The sequence below is a fragment of the Streptomyces rubiginosohelvolus genome, from assembly GCF_014649875.1.
Lineage (GTDB): Bacteria > Actinomycetota > Actinomycetes > Streptomycetales > Streptomycetaceae > Streptomyces > Streptomyces rubiginosohelvolus.
Window position 1 is genome coordinate 53,173 of record NZ_BMTW01000001.1, and the last position, 23,228, is coordinate 76,400.

The following is a 23,228-nucleotide window of genomic DNA, read 5'->3' on the forward strand; positions in this document are numbered from 1 at the left end:
TGCCGGACTCATTGACAGCGCCGCGCCCCGCTGTCACCGTCTCGACTGACGGCGGCAGTCGCGGACCGGGCCCCCACCGGCCCGCCGTACGCACCTCCATCACCCCCACCACCCCACTTCGGGCGCCTCCCTCCCCCACCGTTCCGCCGCCGCAGATTGGGAGCGCTCCCACAGAAGGGCCGCAGTCATGAAGAGACTTCTGCGCACGCTCGCCACCTCGGCCTTCGCCTGCCTCCTGCTCCCCCTCACCTCAGGACAGCCGGCCGCCGCCTCCGCCCAGGCCGACCCCATCGGCATGACCAGCGGGTTCTACACCGACCCGCACTCGACGCCCGCCGCCTGGGCCGCCGCTAACCCCGGTGACGGCCGGGCCGCCGCCATCCGCGACAACATCGCCTCGCGGCCGATGGCCCGCTGGTTCGGCGCCTGGAGCGGGGACATCGGCGCGGCGGTCAGCTCGTACGTGGGCGCGGCCGACGCCGCCGACAAGCTGCCCGTGCTCATCGCGTACAACATCCCCGGGCGCGACGCCTGCGGCGGCCACTCCGGCGGCGGCGCGGGCACCCCGAGCGCGTACCGCACCTGGATCTCCGCGTTCGCCTCGGCCATCGGCTCGCGGCCGGCACTGGTGGTCATCGAGCCCGATTCGCTGGGCGACTTCAGCTGCCTGAGCCAGGCCCAGATCGACGAGCGCAACGGGATGCTCCGGGACGCGCTGGCCCAGTTCACCGCGCACGCCCCCAACACCTGGACCTACCTGGACGCCGGAAACCCGGCCTGGATCGGCGCGGACACCATGGCGCAGCACCTCGACGGCGCGGGAGCACGGCAGGCGCACGGCTTCACGCTGAACATCTCGAACTACTACGCCACCGGCGAGAACTCCGCGTACGGCAACGCCGTCAACGGCTCCCTGTCGGCGTCCTACGGCTACACGAAGCCGTACGTCATCGACACCAGCCGCAACGGCAACGGTTCCAACGGTGAGTGGTGCAACCCGGGCGGACGCAGGACGGGAGCCGTCAGCCAGACGGGCGGCGGGGCCGAGATGCTGCTGTGGCTGAAGACCCCCGGCGAGTCGGACGGCAACTGCGGGGTCGGGGCCGGTTCCGTGGCCGGGCAGTTCCTGCCGGAGGTCGCGTACAAGATGATCTACGGGTACTGAGTGCGGTCCACCTGGCCGTCCGCCTCCCTCAGACGGGCGGCCAGGTGCGCAGAGCGGCATCGGCCATCGCCCGCAGCTCGTCGCCGCAGACTCCGCTCGCGGCCTGCACCGCGATCCCGAAGGCCAGGGTGGTGACGTACCGGGCCAGCACCGCCGGATCGGTCCCCGGCGGCAGGTCGCCCTCGTCGGCGGCCCGCCGGAACCGCTCCTGGATCCGGCAGCAGCTGTCGTTCCGCCAGTCGGCGAGCAGGTCGCGGACCTCGCGCCCGGAGTCGCTCGCGGCCAGCGCGCCCTGGACGCCCAGGCACCCCTGCGGACCGGACGGGCGGGTGGTGGTCCGGATGGTGCCGGCCAGGAGCTCGGTGGCCACGCCGCGGGCGGTCGGCTGCTCCAGGGCCCGGACCAGATAGTCGCTGGGGCCGGTGGCGTAGCGCTCCATGGCCTTGCGGAACAGCTCCTGCTTGTTGCCGAACGCCGCGTACACGCTGGTGGCGGAGATGCCCATCGCGTCCGTCAGCGCGGCCAGGCTGGCGCCCTCGTAGCCGTGCTCCCAGAACACCAGCATCGCGCGCTCCAGCGCCTGGTCGGCGTCGAACCCCCTCGGCCGGCCGCTCGGGCCCTTCTTCCTCGTCTCCACCCCCTCATCCTACGTCTTCCGTAGTGACCGATGCAGAAGTGCTACGGTGAAGTTCCGCATCGATCACTACGGAAATCGATGACCACGGAACTCGACGACTACGGAATCCGGGGAACACCATGACCGTCACCCTGATCACCGGCGCCAACAAGGGCATCGGCTACGCGACCGCCAAGCAGCTCGCGGAACTGGGCCACACCGTCTACATCGGCGCCCGTGACGTCGAGCGGGGCGAGAAGGCCGCCGCTGAACTCGGCGCGCGGTTCGTCCGGCTCGACGTCACCGACGACGCGTCGGTGGACAGCGCACTGGCGGCGATCGGCGCGGCCGAGGGCCGGCTCGACGTCCTGGTCAACAACGCGGGCCTCCTGGGACACGGGGACGTCGACGGCCCCAAGGCCCTGCGGGTCTTCGACACGAACGCGGTGGGAATCGTCCGCGTCACGGAGGCGGCGCTCCCCCTGCTGCGCGCGTCCTCGAACGCCACGGTCGTCAACGTCTCCAGCAGCGCCGGGTCGTTCTGGGCGGTGAACAACCCCGACCGGGTGGAGTCCACGCTGCCGCTGGCGCTCTACTCCGCCTCGAAGGCGGCGGCCACCATGCTCACGGTCCAGTACGCGAAGTCCGAGCCGGGCATCCGGTTCAACGCGGTCGAGCCGGGCCCGACCGCCACCGACATGACCGCGGAGTTCGGCATCGGGCGCTCCCCCGAGGAGAGCGCCCGGGTCGTCGTACGGTTCGCGACGCTCGACGCGGACGGCCCGACGGGAACCTTGCAGGACGAGGCCGGGGTGCTGCCCTGGTAGGCACCCAGGTCCTGCGCCGGGGCGGCGGTCAGGCTCCGGAGCCTGCGATGGCGGTGACGCGGATCTCCACCCGCATGGCGGCGAGCCCGAGGACGGTGACGCCGGTCTCGGTCCAGATCGGCGCACGGCCGCCGAGACGGAGGCGGAACTGCTCGGCCATGACCCGGTTGTGGTCCTCGCCGATGACGTCCTCCCCCGGCGCGACCTTGTGGTACGAGTTCACGTGGATGACGTCCTTCCAGGTCGCGCCGACCGTGGCGAGCGTGCGCTCCACGTTGTCGAAGGCCCGGACGATCTCGTCCTCCAGCGAGTCGGGGATGGACAGGTCGTCGTCGACCCCGGCCTGACCGGAGATCTCGACCCGGTCCCCGACGCGGACGGCGCCGCTGTAGCCGAGGGCCTCGTGAAGCTTCTCGCCGTAGCCCGGAACGACGCCGAAGGTGACGGTGCTCATGATGCTTCCTCTCTCCGCACCCGAGGGTGCGTTTCCGCTTCCATGACTTCACGCGTAAAGTAACTGTAGCAAGCGATGACTTCAAGCGCAAAGTCATCGGGGAGCACATCGAGGGGACGGGAAGACCGATGAGCGGCACGGAGAGGCCCATGAGCGGGACGGACGGGCGCGAGGTGGAGCGCACGAGCGGGCAGGCGGACGACGAGCAGCCGCACTGGCTCGACGAGCAGGAGAAGGCGGCGTGGACGGGGCTGATCTCCCTGGTCCTGCTGCTGCCCGGCAAGCTGGAGTCGCCGCTGCGGCAGGAGCACGGCATCACCCTGTTCGAGTACCTCGTACTCAGCCATCTCTCCGAGGCCCCCGGGCGGAAACTGCGGATGGGCGAGCTCGCCTTCCTCGCCAGCGGGTCCCTCTCCCGGCTCTCCAACGTCATCAAACGGTGTGAGCAGCGCGGCTGGGTCGTCCGGACCCCCGACCCGGCCGACGGGCGTTACACCCTCGCCGAACTCACCGACGCGGGCTTCGACATCGTGCGCGAGGCGGCCCCCACACACCTGCGCGCCGTGCGCGGCCTCGTCCTTGACTCCCTGAACACGGCCGACCAGAAGGCGCTCGTCCGCATCGCGGAGAAGATGCGGATCGTGCCCGACGACTTCGGCTGACCGCCGTCACCGCCCTCTGGCCCCGTCCGTGACCCGGTCGAGGTGGTAGAGGTCGGCGACGCAGCCGCCCGGCCAGTACCGCTCCCCGCCCTCGCTGAACGGCTCCAGCATCTGGCTGATCACCAGGCGCTCGTACGGCAGGACCCGCTCCCCGGCCGCCGCCCCCTCGCGCAGGCGGCGGTCCTGGGCGTCCCACTTCTCGGCCCGGGCCCGCATCGCGGTGTCCAGGTCGGTCAGGGCGATCGCCGGGCCCACGCAGACCAGGACGCAGAGCGCGGCGCACACCGCCTTCGCCGGGGCGGTGCGGCGCACGTACCGGCGGGCGGCCAGGCCCAGCAGGGCGCCCGCGCCGACGAGCAGGATCACGTACAGCAGGAGGTAGTCGTTCCACAGCCGGTTGGCGCTCGGGTCGCTCACCCGGTCCCGGAACACCGGGTACGCGATGACCGTGCACAGGTAGCCGGAGACCAGCAGCGTGACCAGCCCGGCGGCGGTCAGCAACGGCCAGTGCGCGGGCGGGCGGGGCGTCGTCCCGTCCGCCCTGCGGCACAGCAGCCCCAGCAGGACGCCCACCGCGACCGCGCCCACGTACTGCCAGGTCGTCACCACGGTGACGGTGATCTCCACGAACGCGCGCAGCGACGCGGCGAGGGAGTCCGGGGCGAGCAGGGACGTGGTCTCCGCCCCGAAGCGCTCCCTGCGGGTCGTGGAGCCGGGTGAGGTGATGAGGACCAGGGCCCCGGCCGCCGTCCCGGCGATGCCTCCGGCGCACCACAGGCGGACGAATCCCCGGTCTCCGGCGGGGACGACCCGGCCGGAGAGGAGGAGCGCAGCCAGCAGCACCATCACCACGACGATCGCCGTCTCCTCGGACAGCGTGGCGAGGAAGGCCGCCATCAGCACCGCGACGGCGATCGCGACGACCCGCCCCCGCCGGGTACGGGCGAGCAGCAGCGGAATCAGCGCGGCGCAGGCCAGGACGGGCGGCAGCGTGTGCGAGACCGACGCGGCGGGCCAGTAGAACGTCTTGTACGTGTTCGGCGTGACGAACAGGAACAGCGCGGTGGTCATGACCGCCAGCAGGAGCGGCATCCCGCGCGGGGTGCGCAGCCCGGCCCGGCGCAGCGCCAGGACGGCTACCGCCCACAGGACCGCGAGCACCAGCACCCCGCTGATCAGGGGGTACCACTGGTGTCCCGCGACCTGGAACTTCGCGTAGGCGCCGACCAGGAGCGCGTTGGCGACCCGCCCGTTGTCGTCGAGGTAGAACTTCCCGACGAGGCCGCTGATGCCGTCGTCCCGTACGCGCGGCAGGAAGCACCAGTCGTCCGCGCCGGGCCGCACCCACCGCCCGAACCAGGACGCGGCGGCGAGCAGGGCGAGCGGCGGGAGCGCGAGGGCACTCACCCAGAGCGCCGTCCAGGGGTGGTCCGCCGGGCGCCCGGACCGGTCCCGCTCGGCCCTGGTCCGCCCTGTCCTGTTCCGCCCTGCCTGGTCCGTCACGGTCGTCTCCTGCGCGCCGCCGGTCGGGGCCGCGGTCACGGGCACGTCGTCGGACATCGCGTCCTTCACCGGTCCTGGGGCGAGCGGGTGGGCAGCGTCGCGGGCGCGGGGCGGCCGGCCAGCGGTTCGGCGGGGGCTCTCCCCGCCTCCGCCACGGCGCGGGCCGCCTTGGTCTGGCCGGAGGTGATCGCCCACCGCGCCAGCAGGAAGGAGATCGGCGTGACGATGACTCCGGCGGCCAGCGCGGCGAGGTTCTTGTCCATCCCGAGGCCGCTGACCGCTCCGTAGAGCAGCGCCCCGGACGCCACCAGGTTGACCATGCTGGAGAGGGGATAGCGGACGAACGCGTGCCAGGTCGGCCGCGTCCGGCAGGTGATGTAGGAGTTGAGCAGGAACGAGCACACGATGCTGATCACGTAGCCGATGACGTGGGCGGTCAGATAGGGGATCCAGCGGTTCAGGGAGGCGTAGACGCCGAGGTAGACGGCGGTGTTCACACAGCCGATGAGGATGAAACTGCCGAACTGGCGGACGGTACGGGACCGGCTCGGGGAAGCGGGAGGGCCCGGGGCGGCGGGGCCGGTGGCCGACTCGGTGGCGGTGCTCTCGGCCGGGCCTCCGCCATCGGTGAGCGCGGGGTCTCCGGTGATCGCCCGGCCCCCGCTCAGCGGCTTGTCCCTGGTCAGCTGCTTGCCGCCGCTCAGCTGCTTGTCCCCGCCAAGCTGCCCGCCGCCGGGCGGCTGCGTGTCCCTGGTGAGCTGCGTGCGCGGCGGGCTGTCCGGCAGCACCGCCCGGCAGGTCGCGTCCGTCTCCCGTACGACGTACGGCGGGCGGTGCTTCGCCTCGTGGTAGATCCGGCCCACGTACTCACCGATGACCCCGAGCGTCACCAGCTGGATGCCGCTCAGGGCGACGACGGCGATGAGCAGGGTGGCGTAACCGGGGGTGTCCACGCCGTGCAGGACGACGCGCACGACGGTCCACAGGGCGTAGGCCAGCGCCGAGACGAAGACCCAGAAGCCGGTGTAGATCGCGAGGCGCAGCGGCCGGTTGTTGAAGGAGAGCAGTCCGTCGATGCCGTAGTTCAGCAGCCGCCTGCTGCCCCACTTCGACCGGCCCGCCACCCGCTCGCTGTTGCGGTAGCGGAAGGTGACCGTGTCGAAGCCGATCCAGGAGAAGATCCCCTTGGAGAAGCGGTTGCTCTCGGGGAGGGAGAGCACGCTCTCCACCGCCCGCCGCGACAGCAGCCGGAAGTCGCCCGAGCCGTCGATCAGCTCCACGTCCATGCAGCGGCGCACGAGCGCGTAGTAGGTATGGCTGAGGGTGCTGCGGACCATGCCCTCGCCCGTGCGGTCGCGACGCGGGATGACCTGGTCGTAGCCGTGCCGGTGCAGCTCCAGCATGCGGGGGATCAGCTCGGGCGGGTGCTGGAGGTCGGCGTCCATGATGACCACGGCCGCCCCACGCGACATGCGGAGGCCCGCGAGCATGGCGGCCTCCTTGCCGAAGTTGCGGCTGAAGGCGGTGTAGTGGACGCGCGGGTCACGGGCGGCGATGGCGTTGAGCAGGGGGCGGGTGCGGTCCCGGCTGCCGTCGTCGACGTAACAGATCTCGAAGCTGTCCCCGAGGGGGTCCAGGACGCCGAGCAGCGCGGCGTGGAAGGACTCGATGACCTCGGCCTCGTCGAAACACGGCACGACGACCGACAGCTGAAGGCCAGTCACTCGCCACCTCCGGACTTCGGGCGTCTGGTGGGGCCGGGTCCCTGACCGGCGGCTGCGCCGTCGGACTCCGGCGCCGGGGCCCGGGTCGCGCCACGTCCGCCCCATCTGACGACGGGCGGCGGCCTCCGTCTCTCCGTACACGCACGGGCGGACCGCTTTCCGCCGCCCTTTCATGCGAACAGCGGAGGCGGACCGGCACAACCGCTCAGGCGGACGGCGGATGCGGTTCGGTGGATCGCCGGGTCGCGGGGGCGAAAAGGCGGACATAGCCTCGCAAACGTGACGTCTCCTCGACCGCCACGGAAGACCGGCCCGCTCGCCGCCCTGGCCTCGGCACCGCTCGTCGCCCTGCCCGCCGCCCTGGTCTCGGCGCTGCTCGCCGTGGGCTGGCTGGTGCTCCCCGCCGCCGTGCCCGCGCGCGCCGACGACCCCGTCGAGCTGTCCCGGGACGGGCAGATCACCGACCGGGTCGGGGCCCTGGGCGACCGGACGGGGCGGGTGGAGGACGCCCTCGACCGGTTGTACGACGAGCAGCGCATCCAGCTCTTCGTGGTGTACGTACGCGATTTCTCCGGCCGGTCCGGACAGACCTGGAGCGACGAGACCGCCGACCGCAACGGTCTGGGCCAGGACGACGTGTTGCTCTCCGTCGCCACCCACGACCGGCAGTACGCCTACTCCGTCGACGTGGACTCCCGGCTCACCGATGCCCAGCTGCGGGACGTGGCGGGGACCGCGATCGAGCCCGCGCTGCGGGAGAACGACTGGGCGGGGGCGGCGATCGGCGCGGCCGACGGCTACGCCTCCGTCCTGGCCGGCCGCCCCGTGACCGCCCCCGCGATCACCCCGGGCCCCGCCGACCCCGGAACGGGCGGCTCCGACTCGACCGGCGCCCGCGACTTCATCCTTCCGGTGGCCGTCGTCGCGGGCGTGGGCGCGGTCGGCGTCTACGCGTACGCCCGGCGTAAACGGCGTACGACGACCCGCACCACCCCGGCGGCCACCGGGTGGGGCCGGGGCGCGGGGGCGGGCGGTGCGCCGGAGCCGCCGACGCCGCTGCCGGAGCTGGACGCGCAGGCCAAGCAGGTACTGGTGGACACCGACGACGCGGTGCGCACGAGCGAGGAGGAACTCGGTTTCGCCACCGCCCAGTTCGGCGAGGAGGCGGCGAAGCCGTTCACGGAGGCGGTCGCGCGGGCGAAGGACGAGCTGACGCAGTCGTTCCGGTTGCGCCAGCAGCTCGACGACGCCTTCCCCGAGGACGACGCGACCCGCCGCCGGATGCTGGACGAGATCCTGCGGAGGTGCGCCACCGCGAACGAGGGGCTCGACACCGTTTCCGAGGACTTCGACCGGCTGCGCGCCCTGGAACGTACCGCTCCGCAGGCCCTGGCCACCGTGGACGCCACCCAGCGCGACCTCGCCGGGCGGGTCGCGGCGGCCGAGTCGGGCGTCGCCGGGCTGCGCGAGCGGTACGGGGAGGGCGCCGCCGCCCCCGTGGCGGCCGACGTCGAGCAGGCGAAGGACCGGCTCGTCTTCGCGGGCTCCGCCGTGGAGGAGGCCCGTACGGCGGTCGACGGCGGCGAGAACTCCCGGGCCGCCGTGTACATCCGGGCGGCCGAGGGCGCGGTGGGCCAGGCCGGCACGCTGCTGGACTCGGTGGACCGGCGGGCGGCGGAGCTGGGCGAGGCGGCCCGGAAGCTGCCGGCCGCGCTGACCGAGACGGATACCGACCTCGCGGACGCGGGCGGGCTGCTGGAAGGGACCGCCGAGGGGGCCTCGACCGCCGATCTGCGCGGCCGGATCGCCCGCGCCGAGACCGTACTCGCCGATGTACGGGGCGCGATGGCGGCGGGGCCGTACGACCCGATCGACGCGCTGCGGCGGGTGGAGGAGGCGGACGCGGCCCTGGACGAGGCGCTGGCGGGGGCCCGGGACCAGGAGCGCGGCGAGGCGAAGGCCCGGTCCCTCCTCGATCAGGCGATGCTCACCGCCCGGTCCGCGATCGGGGCGGCGGCCGACTTCATCACGACCAACCGGGGCGCGGTCGGCAGCCAGGCCCGTACCCGGCTGGCCGAGGCGCAGCGGCGGTGGGAGGCGGCCCGGGAGCTGTCGGCCACAGACGCGCAGGGGGCGCTGGCGGAGGCACGGCAGGCGGACGCGCTGGCCGGGCAGGCGATGGCCCTGGCCGAGCAGGACGTCCGCGGTTTCGGCTCGATGCAGGGCCCCGGCGGGATGGGAGGCGGAGGCGGCGGCATGGGCGGGGCGGTGCTCGGCGGCATCATCCTCGGCGGCCTGTTCGGGGGTGGCGGCGGCCGGGGCGGGGGCATGGGCGGCGGCTTCGGCGGCGGCCGGTCCGGGGGCTTCGGCGGCGGGCCGGGCAGTTTCGGCGGCGGCGGAACGCGGGGGCGGCGAGGCGGTGGCGGCCGCTTCTGAAACGACCGGCAGAACAGGACCACAACGTGAACCGTCTCGACTTCCAAGGAGCCATCCCATGACCAAGCAGACCATCCTCGGCCGTGTCACCCAGCTCGCGAAGGCCAACATCAACGCCCTCCTCGACCAGGCCGAGGACCCGCAGAAGATGCTGGACCAGCTGATCCGGGACTACACGAACAACATCGCGGAGGCCGAGCAGGCGGTCGCGGCCACCATCGGCAACCTGCGGCTGATGGAGCAGGACCACAAGGAGGACGTGGAGGCGGCGGCCGAGTGGGGCGGCAAGGCGCTGGCGGCCAGCCGGAAGGCCGACGAGCTGCGCGGGGCCGGGTCGGTGGCGGAGGCCGACACGTTCGACAACCTGGCGAAGGTGGCGCTGGGCCGTCAGCTCCAGTCCGAGCAGGAGGCGAAGACGGCGGAGCCCACCATCGCCTCGCAGACGGAGGTCGTGGACAAGCTGAAGACGGGGCTCGACCAGATGAAGGGCAAGCTCTCCGAGCTCAAGGCCAAGCGCGACGAGCTGGTGGCCCGTTCGAAGTCCGCCCAGGCGCAGAACCAGATGATGGACGCCGTGAAGAACATCGACGTCCTCGACCCGACGAGCGAGCTGAGCCGCTTCGAGGACAAGGTGCGCCGCGAGGAGGCGAAGGCCCTGGGCAAGCAGGAGCTGGCCGCCTCCTCGCTGGACGCCCAGTTCGAGCAGCTGGACAGCCTGGGCGACAGCGCCGAGGTGGAAGCCCGGCTGGCGGCCCTGAAGACGGGCGCGTAGCCGGACCGAGCGGGCCTCAGTACATGCTCAGCAGCTGCTCCACGGAGAGTTCGGCGGCCGGTTCCCCGTCCGGCAGGGCCAGTTCGAACCAGACGGTCTTGCCGCGCGGGGTCCGGCGCGACCCCCAGGCGGCGCTGAGCAGGCCGACCAGCTGGAGCCCGCGGCCGCCCTCGTCGGTGTCGCGGGCGCGGCGGCGGCGCGGCTGGACGAGACCGGCGTCCCAGACCTCGCAGACCAGGGTCCGGTCGCGCAGCAGCCGGAGCCGGATCTCGCCCTCGCCGTAGCGCAGGGCGTTGGTGACCAGCTCGCTGACGAGGAGTTCGGTGGTGTCGACCAGGTCGTCGAGGTCCCAGGCGAGCAGCTGGCCGCGGGCCAGCTCGCGGGCCCGGCCGACCGAGCGGGGTTCGCGCGGCAGCGTCCAGTCGCCGACCGCCTCCGCGGGCAGCCCCTGGATGCGGGCCATCAGCAGGGCGATGTCGTCCTCGCCGTGCTGGGTGTCGAGGGTGGAGAGGACGAAGTCGCAGGCGTCCTCCAGCTCCATCTGCGGGCCGGTGAGGACGGCCCGCAGCGCCGCGAGACCTTCGTCCAGCGGCTGGTCCCGGGACTCGACGAGGCCGTCGGTGTAGAGGGTGAGCAGGGCGTTCTCGGCGAGCTCGACCTCGACCTCCTCGAACGGCTCGCCGCCGACACCCAGCGGCATGCCCGGCGGTACGTCGATGAGGCGGGCGGGCCGGCCGGGCTCGACGACGGCCGGGGGCATGTGCCCGGCGTTGGCGAACGTGCAGCGCCGGGTGACCGGGTCGTAGACCGCGTACACGCAGGTCGCGAGATACACCTCGGAGAGGTCCGCCTCGCGGGACTTCTGCGCGGCGCGGGAGGGCCACTGCGCTCCCCCGCGGCCGCCGAGCCCCTCGCTGCGCTCGCCGCCGCCCGGGGAGCCGAGGCCGCGGGCGACCTCGTCGAGGGCGGAGAGCACTTCGGCGGGCTCCAGGTCGAGGAGGGCCAGGGTCCGCACGGCGGTGCGCAGTTCGCCCATGGCGACGGCGGCGCGCAGGCCGCGCCCCATGACGTCGCCGACGACGAGGGCCGTGCGGTGGCCGGGCAGCTCGATCACGTCGAACCAGTCGCCGCCGACCTCGGTGGCGGTGTTGCCGGGCAGATAGCGGCAGGCGATGTCGAGTCCGGCGGCCTCGGGGTCGCCGGGCGGCAGCAGGCTGCGCTGGAGGATCAGGGCGCGTTCGTGCTCGCGGCGGTAGAGGCGGGCGTTGTCGATGCAGACGGCGGCGCGGGCGGCCAGCTCGGTGGCCAGCGCCCGGTCGCGCTCGCCGAACGGCTCGCTCCCCTTCGTACGGGAGAACTGGACGAGGCCGACGACGGTGTCGTGGGCGACCATCGGCACGGCGAGCGTCGACTGCACGAAGCCCATCTCGTCGCCGGGGACGTCCTCGACCCGGCCGGAGCGCAGCGCGACGGCGCAGGGCGAGCCGAACGGGAAGCGGTGGACGGAGCCGAGCGCGGGCGGCAGGTCGTCCGGGCCCGGGGGCCCGCTGCCCGCCACGGCGGTGGGCAGGGCGTCGGCGACCGCGCTGGCGTGGGCCACCCGGCGCAGCTCCGCCGAGCCTCCGGCGGACTCGCGGTGGGCGGGCGCCCAACTGCCGGGCGCGGCCTCCTCGCCGGTGAGGAGGCCCTGGTAGAGGTCGACGGCGGCGAGGTCGCAGAAGCCGGGCACGGCCACGTCGAGGAGCTCGCGGGCGGTGGTCTCCAGGTCCAGGGAATTGCCGATGCGGGCGCTGGCCTCGTTGAGCAGGGCGAGGTTGCGGCGGGCGCTGGCGGCCTCGCGGGCGGCGATGTGCCGGCGGGTGACGTCGGTGGCGAGGCCGGCGATGCCGACGGGGCGGCCGGCCCCGCTGTGCACCCGGTAGAGGTTCATGGACCAGTGGCGGCGCTCGGTGGTGCCGGGAGCGGTGCCGACGAGCTGGAGGTCGGTGACCGACTCCCCGGTCTCCAGGACCCGTTTCAGGGTGGCGGACAGCCGGTCGGCCTCGGCCTGCGGCAGATAGTCCTCCACCGTGCGGCCCCGGTGGTCATCGGCGGCGCCGCCGAAGACCGTGGCGAAGCGCTGGTTGGCCCGGACGACCGCGAAGTCCGTGCCGAACAGCACGAAGCCGAAGGGAGATTGGCCGAATATGGCTTGTGACGCGGCGAGGTCGGTCTCGATGCGCCGCAGGGCCCGGACGTCGACGACGATGCAGAGCGCGGCGCGCTCGCCCTGGCCCGTCAGACTCGGCATCACATAGACCTCGGCGACGCCGTGCGCCCCGCCCTCGCCCGGCATCCGGAACGGGACGAGGCCCGTCCACTCCTTGCCGTCGAGGATCTCGCCGACCCGTCGGTGGCCGTCCGAGCGCAGCTCGGCGGGCATGAAGGCCTCCACCGGGTCGCGGCCGACCGCCTCGGTCGAGGTCATGCCGAACAGACCCGCGGCCCGGCTGCTCCACTGCTCGATCAGACCGTCGGGGCCGATCGAGAAGGAGGCCACCCTGATGTAGTCATAGATCGAGCCGGGCGGGCTGTTCTGCCACACGACGTCACCGGCCGTCCCGACGGCGTCGCCCGTTGTCCCAGGTATTTCGCTCACGCGACCGTCCCCTCCAGCTCACGCACCGGACCGGTCCTGCCCGCAGTATTCAGCACTACGGCCCCGACCGACACGGCGTTCACGATCACAGCAAGGTCTCAGTCCCTTTCAGCCAGGTTCTGCCCGACCTCTGGTGATCGCTGTGCTTCCCTCCACTCTCCTAACCAGGGAGAGCCAGCTCGAACCACACGGTCTTGCCGCTCTTTCCGCGACGGGTCCCCCAGCGACGTGCGGAACAGGCCACGAGCTGGAGTCCGCGGCCGCCTTCGTCGTCGGGTCCCGCACTGCGTTCGGTGGGTGGATCCGGAAGCGGATCGGAGACTTCCACCAGCAGTCCCGGGGTGGCGGGCGGGTGGTCGGCTGCCGCGTGATCGGCGGGGTGAGGGTCCCCGTCGGGGTACGTACGGGCCAGGCGTACGCCGATGGGGCCGGAGGCGTACCGGAGGGAGTTGGTCACCAGCTCGCTGACGAGGAGGACCGCCAGATCACCCACCACCGCGTCGAGTCCCCAGGAACCCAGCGCGCCCCGGACGGCGTGCCGGGCGCTGCGCACGGAACCGGGCTCGGCCGCGAAGGTCCACTCGGCGCAGTCGCCTTCGGTATCGATCACGCCGATCACTTCCCAGGGACGACCGCGGGCGCACCCCCGATCTAAATGGGGACTAAACAGCCCATACCCACCATTGATTGCGCACTACCGCGCAACCGGGTGTTTGGTGCAGACGGCGTACGCCCCACCCCCGTCACCGGTCGGCGGGTCAGTTCAACGCGCCCGTCGCCTTCAGGTCGTCGAAGAGCAACTGGTCCACGGGCGGCACGAGGGCCCGGTCGGCGAAGGAGAACCACGCCACCTCCTCGATCTCGCTGCTCGCGGCGAGCGTGCCGCGGTAGTCGCCGTAATAGCAGCTCATCCGGACGACGGCGGCGCCCGGCCGGTCGTCGACGGGGGCCTCGTACGTCCCGGCGTGGACGACGGTCTCCCGGATCAGGCCGACCGTCAGCTCCTCCTCGATCTCCCGCAGGAGGGTCTGCAGATCGGTCTCCGTGCCCTCGCGCTTGCCGCCCGGGATGTAGAAGACGTCCTTGCCCCGGGGCCGCGCGCAGAGGATCCTGCCGCCCTCGATCCGCACCCACGCCACCGTGTCGATCAGCACCGACGTCACCTGGTCACCACTCCGTCATCACTCCGCCCCGCTCGCGGCGCCGTTCCGCCGGAGGCTTCCGCGCTCCGGTCGGGCCGGACCCTACCGCCCGGGGCGGCGACGCGCGGAATACGGGCGATGCGGGAGCGGAGCGCGCACGCGTGCGCCGAGGGGCCCGGAAAGCCCGTGGGGCCCTGAGGACGGCACGATGGCCGTCCTCAGGGCCCCACGGGGGCGGACGTCCGTCAGGGACCGGTCCCCTGGCCCACGCGCTCCACCCGGTAGACCTGATGGTGATGGCGGTGGTCGAGGCCGTCGGCGACCTTCTGGGCCTCGGCCTGCGTGGCGTACCGGCCCACGCGGTAGCGGTTGCCGCCGTCGTCCTGCCGTATCACCTGCCACGGGAGCACGGCGCCGCTCTCGCTCATCGTGTCGCTCCCCCGCATATCGCCCCTCTTCCCACCGGCGTGCACGTCTCTAAGGATCCCCAGGAAACCGCAGTACGCATATGCCCGAGCGTACGCCTGACCTTCACTCAGTGCAGGCACCTTTGCACAAAGAGATACACATCCGGCCATCACGAAAGGGGGCGCATCCACAGAATGCGCCCCCTTGTGCTCGCCCGACGAGGCGTCACCTCACGTCATCGCACCGGCAGGTGATACGCGATCCGGTACCGGTCCGCCGGGACGACCACGTCGGCCGTCTCCACGGCCCGGCCGGACGCGTAGTACGTACGCCCGATGACGATGACCACATGGCCGGGCACACCGCCGAGCGCCAGGAGCTCCTCCGCCAGCCCCGGGCGCGCACCGACCTCCTCGGCGACGTTGTCCACGACGACGTCGATCGCGGCCATGCGGTCGACCACCCCGCAGCCGCCCAACGGGCCCTCCTCCGGCAGCATCACGGGCGTGCGGCCCGTGATGGCGAGCGGCTCCCAGGAGGTGGAGAGCATGATCGGCTCACCCGCCTCCCGGAAGACGTAGTGCGTGCGCATCACGCGGTCGCCCGGCTCGATACCCAGCCGCTCGGCGGTCTCGGGGCTCGCCCCCTCCTGCTCGCTGCTGGATTCCCAGGTCCCGCGCGCCCCCTCGGCCGTCTGCTCCTGCCGAAACGGACTGGCCCCCTTGTCCGGTCGGTAGCCGGAGCGGGCGATCATGCGGGGCACGGGGCGCTCGCGCACATAGGTGCCGGAACCGGAGCGCCCCTCGACCAGCCCCTCCGCCATCAGGACCTTCCGCGCCTCCAGGGCGACGGTGTCGGAGACCCCGTACTCCTCGCGGATGCGGGCCTGCGACGGCAGGCGGGTATGGGGCGGCAGCGCGCCGTTGACGATCTTCTCCCTGAGATCGCTCGCCACGCGCAGATAGGCGGGCTGCTCACCGAAAGTCACAGGCCACTCCCAACAGGTTGACAGTCTGCGACAGCCTGACAACCGTGGGTTGTATACCGCAAGCATGGGCCAGAGTTTCACCCAATGTGATGATCTTGTGGCGGCCCACGCATACCCCCGACCCCGGAATCATTGCCCCTCGCCGCCCCTGTCCACGCGTCCGCGACGTCCGGCAACTCCGGCGCTCTTGACCATTTTTGGTCCAGACCAATACCTTCCTGTGCACAGCACGGCTCCCCCGCCCCTTCCGCACAGGAACGAGCCCCATGCGTCGAAGAAACCTGTCCCGAATGACCATCGCCGGCGTCGCCCTGGCCCTGCTGGCAGGCGCCGCGCCCGCGGCCACGGCCGGTACCGGCCACGACCGGAACGACGGCGGCGACCGCGGCAAGGGCCACCAGCGCCCCGCGTACAAGAACATCGGCTACTTCACCCAATGGGGCGTCTACGGACGCGACTTCCAGGTCAAGGACCTGGACACCAGCGGGGCCGCGGCCAGGCTGACCCACATCAACTACGCCTTCGGCAACGTCAGCGCCGAGGGCAAGTGCTTCACCGGCAACATCCCCGGCCAGGCCGACGCCTGGGCGGACTACGCCCGTCCGCTCGACGCGGCGGGGTCGGTGGACGGCGTCGCCGACACCGACACCCAGCCGCTCGCGGGCAACTTCAACCAGCTGCGCGAGCTGAAGGCCAAGCACCCCGGCCTCAAGGTCATGATCTCGCTGGGCGGCTGGAGCTGGTCCACCCACTTCTCCGACGCGGTCCGCACCGCGGCCTCCCGCAAGGCGCTCGTCTCCTCCTGCATCGACCTGTACATCAAGGGCAACCTCCCGCAGGACGGCGCACGCGGCGGCGACGGCGCGGCGGCCGGACTCTTCGACGGCATCGACGTCGACTGGGAGTGGCCCGGCTCGCCGGCCAACGAGGGCACCGTCTTCCGCCCGGAGGACAAGAAGAACTTCACCGCCCTGATCAGCGAGTTCCGCGACCAGCTCGACGCCCACGCGAAGAGCGAGGCGAGGGCCAAGGAGAAGGCGGCCGAGAAGTCGGGCAAGGGCAAGGGGCACGGCCACGGGCACCACAAGCCGAAGCCCAAGCACTACGACCTGTCGGCGTACGTCCCGGCCAACCCGAAGGCCATCGACGCGGGCTTCGACGTGAAGCGCCTCATGAAGGACTTCGACTTCGTCAACATCCAGGGCTACGACTACCACGTATCGGGCGAGAAGAAGACGGCCCAGCAGTCGGCCCTGTACGCACGGAACGACTTCAGCGTCGACCAGACCGTGCGGGACTGGGTGCGCCGCGGTGCCCCCAAGCACAAGATCGTGGTGGGCATGCCGACGTACGGCCAGGGCTGGACCGGTGTGACCGGCGGCGGTACGGGCCTGGGTCAGCCGGCGACGGCCCCGGCGCCGGCCACCTGGGCGGCGGGCTACGAGGACTACAAGGTCCTGAAGAAGCTGGCCGCTTCGGGGACGTACAAGATCCACCGTGATGTGAAGAACGGCCACGCGTGGCTGTTCGACGGCACGACGCTGTGGACGTACGACGACCCGCAGGTGCTGCGCACCAAGGCCGCGTACGTCCGGGACAAGGGGCTCGGCGGGGCGATGTTCTGGTCGCTGGACGGCGACACGGAGAACGCCGAGCTGGTCACCACGGTCGACCGGGCGCTCAACCGCCGCTGACGGCACCGATCCCGTCGCTGAACGGCCGAAGGGGCCGGGACGGTCGCACGACGCGACCGTCCCGGCCCTTCTCACGCTGTCTCACGCTGTGCGGTGGTTCACCGCCGGGGCGGGATCAGAACTGGAGCGCCCAGCTGTTGATCCGGCCGGTGTCGGCGCGGGCGTTGTCGCTGACCCGGAGCTTCCAGGTGCCGTTGGCGACCTCGGAGGAGGCGTTGACCGTGTACGTGGTGACCACGTTGTCGCTGCTGCCGCCCGAGCCGTACGCCTTCAGGTTGTAGACCGAACCGTCGGGTGCGACCAGGTCGATCCGCAGGTCACCGATGTAGGTGTGGGAGATGTTGACCGGGACCTGGAGCGCGGCCGGGGCGTTGCCGGTGATGCCGGTGACGGTGACCGGGGACTCGACCGTGGCGTTGTCGTTGATCGCGTAGCCGGTGGTGTTCTCGAACTTCTTGCCGGGCGGCGGGGTGGTGCCGCCCGGGCCCACGTGCAGCAGGCGGTTCGGCGAGCCGGTGCCGGGGTTGGTGACGACGCCGGTGGTGGCGGCCGCGACGAGTCCGGCGGAGACCTGGGCGGGGGTCGAGCCCGGGTTGTCGGCGAGGTAGATGGCGGCGGCGCCGGCCACGTGCGGGCTGGCCATCGACGTACCGGAGATGGTGTTCGTGGCGGTGTCGCTGGTGCTCCACGTCGAGGTGATCGAGGAGCCGGGCGCGAAGATGTCCACGACCGCGCCGAAGTTGGAGAAGCTGGAGCGGGCGTCGGTGTTGGTCGTCGAACCGACGGTGATCGCCTCGGCGACGCGCGCCGGGGACTTGGTGCTGGCGTTGGTCGACTCGTTGCCCGCGGCGACGGCGTAGGTGATGCCGGCGGCGATGGACCGCTGGACGGCGGCGTCGAGGACCGCGTCGGCTCCACCGCCGAGGCTCATGTTGGCGACGGCGGGCTTGACGGCGTTGGCCGTCACCCAGTCGATACCGGCGACGACCTGCGCGGTCGTGCCGGAGCCCTGGTTGTTGAGCACCCGGACGCCGACGATCTTCGCCTTCTTGGCGACACCGTGGGCGGTGCCCGCGACGGTGCCCGCCACGTGCGTGCCGTGGCCGTGGCCGTCCTGGGCGACGTTGTCGTTGTCGATGGCGTCGTAGCCGTTGAAGGCGCGGCCGCCGAAGTCGCTGTGGCTGATCCGTACCCCGGTGTCGATGACGTAGGCGGTGACGCCCTCGCCGGCCTTGTCGGGGTAGGTGTAGCGCTGGTCCAGCGGGAGGCTCCGCTGGTCGATGCGGTCGAGGCCCCAGGAGGGCGGGTTGGTCTGGGTGGCGGAGACCGTGAAGGTGCGGTTCTGCGAGACGGACGCGACGGCCGGGTCGGCGGCGAACTTCTTCGCCTCCGCGGCGGTGGCCTCGACCGCGTAGCCGTTGAGGGCCGAGCGGTAGGTGCGTTCGATGCTCGCGCCGTACTTCTTCGCGAGTGCCTTGCCCTTGGCGGAGTCCGACTTCGCGGCCGAGTCCTTCAGCGTGACGATGTAGCTGTCGCTGATGGTGCCCGGAGCGTCCGCGTTCAGGATCACGCCTTCGGGGGCGCGCTCGGCCGCGGTCGCCGGAAGGGCGGCGGTGGCGAGGGCGACGGCGGCTGCGGTGGCTATGACGGTCGCCGCGGCGAGTCTTCGACGGGCCTGGGGGGTGTGACGCGTCACTGACATGTGAGGGGTCCTCCTCATAGGCGGTGCTCTGGTGGGGGGTGGTGCCGGAGCCGCACGACCGACTCCCGACAGGGGCATGACAAATCAGCCATCGGAACGCCCCACGTTCGGCTTCGTCCGGTGAGCGGCATGCCCTGCTGCCAGCGAAAGATTGACCGATCCATGGCGAACTCACAAGGGTGCCTTGGGGTGTTCCATACGCCCGCCATTCACCTGCCATATGCCTGACATGCTGGCGGACATGACGATCTATTACTGTCCAGTGGATGGGACGCGATCCGCGATCACCGCTCTGACCTGGTGCTGTCCGGTCTGCCGAGGGCCCTGGGATCTCGACTTCACCCCCGCGCGGAGTGTCGGGGTGAACGCGCTTCCCGGCCGGATCGATTCATTGTGGCGTTACAAGGATTTCCTCCCGCTCGACTCCTCGGCGATCTCCCTGGGCGAGGGCCGCACCCCTCTCGTGCCGCTCACGGACACCGTTTCGGCGAAGCTCGACTATCTGATGCCGACGCTCTCCTTCAAGGACCGGGGCGCGGTGATGCTGGCGGAGCTGGCCCGGCGGCTGGGCCCGGACCGGGTGGTGGCGGACAGCACGGGCAACGCGGGCACGTCGGTGGCGGCGTACTGCGCGCGGGCCGGACTGCCGTGCACGGTGTACGTCCCCGAGGGCACGTCGGCGAAGAAGACCGAGCAGATCCGGGCCCACGGCGCGCGCCTGGTGGCCGTCCCCGGCGGCCGGGAGGCGACCGCGCTGGCGGCCCGCGCGGCGGCGGACGAACCAGGGGTCTTCTACGCCTCGCACGTCTTCAACCCGTACTTCCTGCACGGGACGAAGACATACGTGTACGAGCTCTGGGAGGACCTCGGCGGCCGGCTGCCGGACGCGCTGGCGGTCCCGGTCGGCAACGGCACCCTGCTGCTGGGCGCGGCGCTGGCGGTCGCCGAACTGCACGCGCTGGGCCTGATCGAGACACGTCCCCGCCTGCTCGCGGTCCAGGCGGAGGCGGTCTCCCCGCTGGCCGCCGCCTTCCACGCGGGCGCGGACGACCTGCTCCCGGCCACTTCGGCCGCCCCCACGCTCGCGGAGGGCATCGCCATCCCCCGCCCACCACGCGCCCGCCAGATCCTGGCGGCGGTACGCGCCTCGGGCGGCACGTTCCTGACGGTCCCCGAGGACGGCATCCGCGAGGCCCAACGGGACCTGGCGGCACGCGGCTTCTACGTCGAGACGACGGGCGTGGCCTGCTGGGCGGCGGTACGGGAGGGGGGCGAGGCCGTGCGGGGCAGCGTGGTGGTGCCGCTGTGCGGGGCGGGGCTGAAGACGGGGATGGCGGGGTAGGGGGGCCTCCCGCGATGGCCGGTGCGGTCCTGGCCCGGCCGCCCGAGGTGGCCGAGGTGGCCGGTGCGGTCCCGGCCCGGCGGCGGCCCGAGGTGGCCGCGGTCCGGCGGCCGACGGGCATCCGCCGATGGCGGCCAAGGCCCTCCCCGGTGGCGGGTGCGGGTCCCGGCATGTTGCGGTCCGGCGGCGAACGGCGGCCCGGGGCACCGGCCCGGCGTGACCGCGGTCCGGCGGCCGAGGGGCCTACCCCCGCCATGGCGGCCAAGGGCTCCCGACCGCCGCCGCAGAGGCCTCCCCGGTGGCCGGATCTGCTCCATCCGGCGGGCAGGCGGGCGCCCCGTGCGAGGGCTGTGCGTGCCGTGGCCGCCGAGCCCACCGCCGTCTCCCTACCTTCGTACCGTGAGCCTCCCCCGCGTCTCCGCCCTCGCCCTCGCGCCCCTGGTCGTCGCCGCCCTGATCGCCCCGCTGCCGCCGGTCGCCGCGGCCGCCGGGCCCGACCCCGTGCCGACGCCCGGCCAGGGCCGCCCGTCCGACTCCCCCGGGCCCGGCTCCGGCGGCCGTCCCCCCGCCTGCGGGAACGCCTCCGACCGCGCCTGGGCGCCGTCCTCCACCCGCTTCGGGGAGGCCGACGGCTACGACCCGTACGTCGGCAACGGCTACCTCGGCCACCGGGTCCCGCCCACCGGCGCGGGATACGCCGCCACCGGGGAGAAGACCGGCTGGCCGCTCTACACCCCGCGCTACGACGGCGCGTTCGTCTCCGGGCTGTACGCGGCGGACCCGGCCGTCGCCGAGGGGCGGGAGGCGGTCGCCGCGCTGCCCAGCTGGACCGGCATCGACGTGGGCGTCGGTGAGGAGACCCTCGGCCCGGACACCCCGGCGGGCCGGATCTCGCACTACCGGCAGACCGTCTTCCTCTCCTGCGGCCTCGTGCGCACCTCCCTGCGGTGGACGACCGGGGACGGCCGCGCGACCGACCTCACCTACGACGTCCTGGCCGACCGCTCCGACGTCCACACCGGTGCCGTACGCCTGCGGATGACCCCGCGCTGGAGCGGCGCCGCGACCGTGACCGGCCGGCTCGACGAGCGGGGCGCGCGCCGGATCACGCTCCGCGAGAACGGCACGTTCCGCACGCTCGGCACGAACGTCGAGGGGGCGGTCGCGCAGGCGATGCGACGCGGCTCGGGCGTCGTCGAGACCCTGCGCCCGGGTGCTTCCCCCCGCGCGACCCCGGTCCGCGCGGACCGGACGTACACCTTCGAGAAGTACGTCGGCGTCGACACCGCCCTCACCTCCCGTGCCCCCGCCGAGGACGCCCGCGAGGCGGCGCACCGGGCCGCCCGGCGCGGCTGGGACCGGGTGTTCGCGGCGAACGAGGCGGCGTGGCGCGAGGCATGGTCCGCCGATGTCCTGGTCCCCGGCGACCGCGAGCTGCAGGGCTGGCTGCGCTCCGCCCAGTACGGGCTGCTGGCGAACACCCGGCGCGGTTCCTCGGACAGCATCGCCCCGGCCGGTCTGACCAGCGACAACTACGCGGGCCTGGTGTTCTGGGACGCCGAGACGTGGATGTTCCCGGGGCTGCTCGCCACCCGCCCGGAGCTGGCGCGTTCGGTCGTCGAGTACCGCTACCGCACCCGTGGCGCGGCCCGCGCGAACGCGGGGAAGCTGGGCCACGACGGCCTGTTCTACCCCTGGACGAGCGCGAGCCGGGGCCGGCTGGACTCCGAGTGCCACAGCGTGGACCCGCCGCACTGCCTGACCCAGAATCACCTCCAGGGCGATGTGTCACTGGCCGTCTGGCAGTACTACCTCGCCACCGGCGACCGCGACTGGCTGGCGGCACGCGGCTGGACGCTCCTGAAGGGCATCGCCGACTTCTGGCGGTCCCGCGCCACGGCGAACCCGGACGGCAGCTACTCCGTCAACGACGTGGCGGGGCCCGACGAGTACAGCAACGGCGTCGACGACGGCGTGTTCACCAACGCGGTCGCCGCCACCGCCCTGCGCAACGCGACCCGCGCGGCCCGCATTCTCGGCCGGAAGCCGCCCGCCGAATGGAACCGGGTCGCGGACCGTCTCCGTATCCCGTACGACGCGGAGAAGAAGGTCTTCCTCCAGTACGCGGGCTACAACGGCTCCACGATCAAGCAGGCGGACACGGTCCTGCTCACGTACCCCCTGGAGTGGCCGATGGAGCCGGGCGCGGCGGCGGCCACCCTGGACTACTACGCGGCCCGCACCGACCCGGACGGCCCGGCGATGACGGACTCGGTGCACGCGATCGACGCGGCGGCGATCGGGGAGCCGGGCTGCTCGGCGTACACGTATCTCCAGCGCTCGGTACGCCCGTTCATGCGCGGCCCGTACGACCTGTTCTCCGAGGCGCGCGGCGACAAGGCGGGTTCGGAGGACCCGCTGTCCGGTTTCCCCGCCGACGACTTCCTGACCGGCAAGGGCGGCTTCCTCCAGGTGTTCACGCACGGCCTGACGGGGCTCCGGCTCCGCGAGGACGGCGTACGGCTGGACCCGACGCTGCCGCCCCAGCTGCACGAGGGCGTCACGCTGAAGGGCCTGCGGTTCCGGGACGCGGCGTACGAGGTCGGGATCGGGCCCCGGACGACCACGGTCCGGCTGATCTCGGGCACCCCGTTCACGGTCCACACGGCACAGGGGCCGCGCCGCCTGACCTCCATGCTGACCCTGCCCACCCGCCGCCCGGACCTGGTCCCGACGGCCGACGCGGCGCGCTGCCGCCCGGTGACGGCGACCTCCGAGGCCCCGGGCCTGTACGCGGAGGCGGCGGTGGACGGGAGCCCGGCGACGTCCTGGTCCCCCGACGGTGCGGCGGGCTCCCTGACGGTGGACCTGGGCCCGCGCCCGCTGCGGATCACGGCGGTGACCCCGCGCTGGAGCGACGTACCGCCCGCTTCCCACACGCTGGAAACCTCGCTCGACGGCCGCTTCTGGCGTCCCTTCCTGGCGGGTGACACGGCCAGAAAGGTCCGGGTGACGGTTCGCTCGGCGGACCCGGAGAAGCCGGCGGGAGTGGCCGAACTGCGGGTGGAGACGGACGGGCGGTAGGACGCGCCCCCGCTCGGCATCGGGTGCAGCATGGAAGAGGGGCCACAACCGAACATCCGGAGGTGTACGAG

18 protein-coding genes are annotated in these 23,228 nt (G+C 72.7%); 8 read left to right on the plus strand and 10 right to left on the minus strand.

Features of this window, described 5'->3' with window-relative positions; genetic code table 11:
* Window positions 1-187: 187 nt before the first annotated feature.
* Window positions 188-1,165, plus strand: a complete 978-nt coding sequence (locus IE134_RS00260; RefSeq protein ID WP_030711283.1) for a glycoside hydrolase family 6 protein — start codon at window positions 188-190, stop codon at window positions 1,163-1,165.
* 28 nt (window positions 1,166-1,193) lie between these two features.
* Here the strand turns inward: IE134_RS00260 and IE134_RS00265 are convergent, their stop codons facing one another.
* Window positions 1,194-1,802, minus strand: a complete 609-nt coding sequence (locus IE134_RS00265; RefSeq protein ID WP_098017951.1) for a TetR/AcrR family transcriptional regulator — start codon at window positions 1,800-1,802, stop codon at window positions 1,194-1,196.
* Between the two features lie 119 nt (window positions 1,803-1,921).
* On the opposite strand from IE134_RS00265, the gene IE134_RS00270 reads away from it, so the two are divergent.
* The gene (locus tag IE134_RS00270; RefSeq protein ID WP_098894809.1) at window positions 1,922-2,608 is read left to right on the plus strand and encodes an SDR family NAD(P)-dependent oxidoreductase; all 687 of its coding nucleotides are present in this window, start codon (window positions 1,922-1,924) and stop codon (window positions 2,606-2,608) included.
* Between the two features lie 28 nt (window positions 2,609-2,636).
* On the opposite strand, the gene IE134_RS00275 is transcribed toward IE134_RS00270, so the two are convergent.
* A complete protein-coding gene (locus tag IE134_RS00275) occupies window positions 2,637-3,062 on the minus strand; it encodes a Rid family hydrolase (RefSeq protein ID WP_030711279.1) in 426 nt (141 codons plus the stop codon).
* 149 nt (window positions 3,063-3,211) lie between these two features.
* Between IE134_RS00275 and IE134_RS00280 the strand changes: the two genes are divergently transcribed.
* Complete coding sequence (locus tag IE134_RS00280) at window positions 3,212-3,724, plus strand: MarR family winged helix-turn-helix transcriptional regulator (RefSeq protein ID WP_098894810.1); 513 nt, start codon at window positions 3,212-3,214, stop codon at window positions 3,722-3,724.
* A gap of 6 nt (window positions 3,725-3,730) precedes the next feature.
* On the opposite strand, the gene IE134_RS00285 is transcribed toward IE134_RS00280, so the two are convergent.
* Window positions 3,731-5,284, minus strand: coding sequence for a DUF6056 family protein (locus IE134_RS00285; RefSeq protein ID WP_189429330.1), 1,554 nt, complete (start codon window positions 5,282-5,284; stop codon window positions 3,731-3,733).
* 8 nt (window positions 5,285-5,292) lie between these two features.
* Window positions 5,293-6,951 carry a glycosyltransferase gene (locus IE134_RS00290; RefSeq protein WP_030711273.1) on the minus strand — a complete coding sequence of 553 codons (1,659 nt, stop codon included), beginning with the start codon at window positions 6,949-6,951 and terminating at the stop codon, window positions 5,293-5,295.
* A 348-nt stretch (window positions 6,952-7,299) separates the two neighbouring features.
* Between IE134_RS00290 and IE134_RS00295 the strand changes: the two genes are divergently transcribed.
* Both IE134_RS00295 and IE134_RS00300 read left to right on the plus strand, forming a co-directional pair.
* Window positions 7,300-9,387, plus strand: coding sequence for a TPM domain-containing protein (locus tag IE134_RS00295; protein ID WP_189429900.1), 2,088 nt, complete (start codon window positions 7,300-7,302; stop codon window positions 9,385-9,387).
* Window positions 9,388-9,445: 58 nt separating this feature from the next.
* Entirely contained in the window at window positions 9,446-10,159 is a 714-nt protein-coding gene (locus tag IE134_RS00300) for a PspA/IM30 family protein (RefSeq protein WP_030711268.1), read from the plus strand.
* 16 nt (window positions 10,160-10,175) lie between these two features.
* On the opposite strand, the gene IE134_RS00305 is transcribed toward IE134_RS00300, so the two are convergent.
* The 5 genes from IE134_RS00305 to IE134_RS00325 all read right to left on the minus strand — a co-directional run bounded on the left by IE134_RS00305 (window position 10,176) and on the right by IE134_RS00325 (window position 15,335).
* Window positions 10,176-12,743 (minus strand): SpoIIE family protein phosphatase, encoded by a 2,568-nt coding sequence (locus tag IE134_RS00305; protein ID WP_030711266.1) that lies wholly within the window; start codon window positions 12,741-12,743, stop codon window positions 10,176-10,178.
* 214 nt (window positions 12,744-12,957) lie between these two features.
* Window positions 12,958-13,416: an ATP-binding protein gene (locus tag IE134_RS00310; RefSeq protein ID WP_030711264.1), complete on the minus strand. Its 459-nt coding sequence runs from the start codon at window positions 13,414-13,416 to the stop codon at window positions 12,958-12,960.
* 139 nt (window positions 13,417-13,555) lie between these two features.
* Entirely contained in the window at window positions 13,556-13,960 is a 405-nt protein-coding gene (locus tag IE134_RS00315) for an NUDIX hydrolase (protein WP_030711262.1), read from the minus strand.
* Window positions 13,961-14,184: 224 nt separating this feature from the next.
* Complete coding sequence (locus IE134_RS00320) at window positions 14,185-14,385, minus strand: hypothetical protein (protein ID WP_010063321.1); 201 nt, start codon at window positions 14,383-14,385, stop codon at window positions 14,185-14,187.
* A 197-nt stretch (window positions 14,386-14,582) separates the two neighbouring features.
* Window positions 14,583-15,335, minus strand: coding sequence for a GntR family transcriptional regulator (locus IE134_RS00325; RefSeq protein ID WP_030711260.1), 753 nt, complete (start codon window positions 15,333-15,335; stop codon window positions 14,583-14,585).
* A gap of 266 nt (window positions 15,336-15,601) precedes the next feature.
* On the opposite strand from IE134_RS00325, the gene IE134_RS00330 reads away from it, so the two are divergent.
* Window positions 15,602-17,029 (plus strand): glycoside hydrolase family 18 protein, encoded by a 1,428-nt coding sequence (locus IE134_RS00330; RefSeq protein ID WP_030711259.1) that lies wholly within the window; start codon window positions 15,602-15,604, stop codon window positions 17,027-17,029.
* A 115-nt stretch (window positions 17,030-17,144) separates the two neighbouring features.
* On the opposite strand, the gene IE134_RS00335 is transcribed toward IE134_RS00330, so the two are convergent.
* A complete protein-coding gene (locus IE134_RS00335; protein ID WP_030711258.1) occupies window positions 17,145-18,731 on the minus strand; it encodes a S8 family peptidase in 1,587 nt (528 codons plus the stop codon).
* Between the two features lie 229 nt (window positions 18,732-18,960).
* On the opposite strand from IE134_RS00335, the gene IE134_RS00340 reads away from it, so the two are divergent.
* Both IE134_RS00340 and IE134_RS00345 read left to right on the plus strand, forming a co-directional pair.
* A complete protein-coding gene (locus tag IE134_RS00340) occupies window positions 18,961-20,073 on the plus strand; it encodes a threonine synthase (protein WP_126930882.1) in 1,113 nt (370 codons plus the stop codon).
* 399 nt (window positions 20,074-20,472) lie between these two features.
* Window positions 20,473-23,157: a glycosyl hydrolase family 65 domain-containing protein gene (locus tag IE134_RS00345; protein WP_189429332.1), complete on the plus strand. Its 2,685-nt coding sequence runs from the start codon at window positions 20,473-20,475 to the stop codon at window positions 23,155-23,157.
* Window positions 23,158-23,228: the final 71 nt, after the last annotated feature.

Coding starts and splice junctions, on each gene's coding strand:
- IE134_RS00260 (WP_030711283.1), top strand. CDS start 188: ATGAAGAGACTTCTGCGCACGCTCGCCACCTCGGCCTTCGCCTGCCTC.
- IE134_RS00270 (WP_098894809.1), top strand. CDS start 1,922: ATGACCGTCACCCTGATCACCGGCGCCAACAAGGGCATCGGCTACGCG.
- IE134_RS00275 (WP_030711279.1), bottom strand. CDS start 3,062: ATGAGCACCGTCACCTTCGGCGTCGTTCCGGGCTACGGCGAGAAGCTT.
- IE134_RS00280 (WP_098894810.1), top strand. CDS start 3,212: ATGAGCGGGACGGACGGGCGCGAGGTGGAGCGCACGAGCGGGCAGGCG.
- IE134_RS00285 (WP_189429330.1), bottom strand. CDS start 5,284: ATGTCCGACGACGTGCCCGTGACCGCGGCCCCGACCGGCGGCGCGCAG.
- IE134_RS00300 (WP_030711268.1), top strand. CDS start 9,446: ATGACCAAGCAGACCATCCTCGGCCGTGTCACCCAGCTCGCGAAGGCC.
- IE134_RS00320 (WP_010063321.1), bottom strand. CDS start 14,385: ATGCGGGGGAGCGACACGATGAGCGAGAGCGGCGCCGTGCTCCCGTGG.
- IE134_RS00330 (WP_030711259.1), top strand. CDS start 15,602: ATGCGTCGAAGAAACCTGTCCCGAATGACCATCGCCGGCGTCGCCCTG.
- IE134_RS00335 (WP_030711258.1), bottom strand. CDS start 18,731: ATGTCAGTGACGCGTCACACCCCCCAGGCCCGTCGAAGACTCGCCGCG.
- IE134_RS00340 (WP_126930882.1), top strand. CDS start 18,961: ATGCTGGCGGACATGACGATCTATTACTGTCCAGTGGATGGGACGCGA.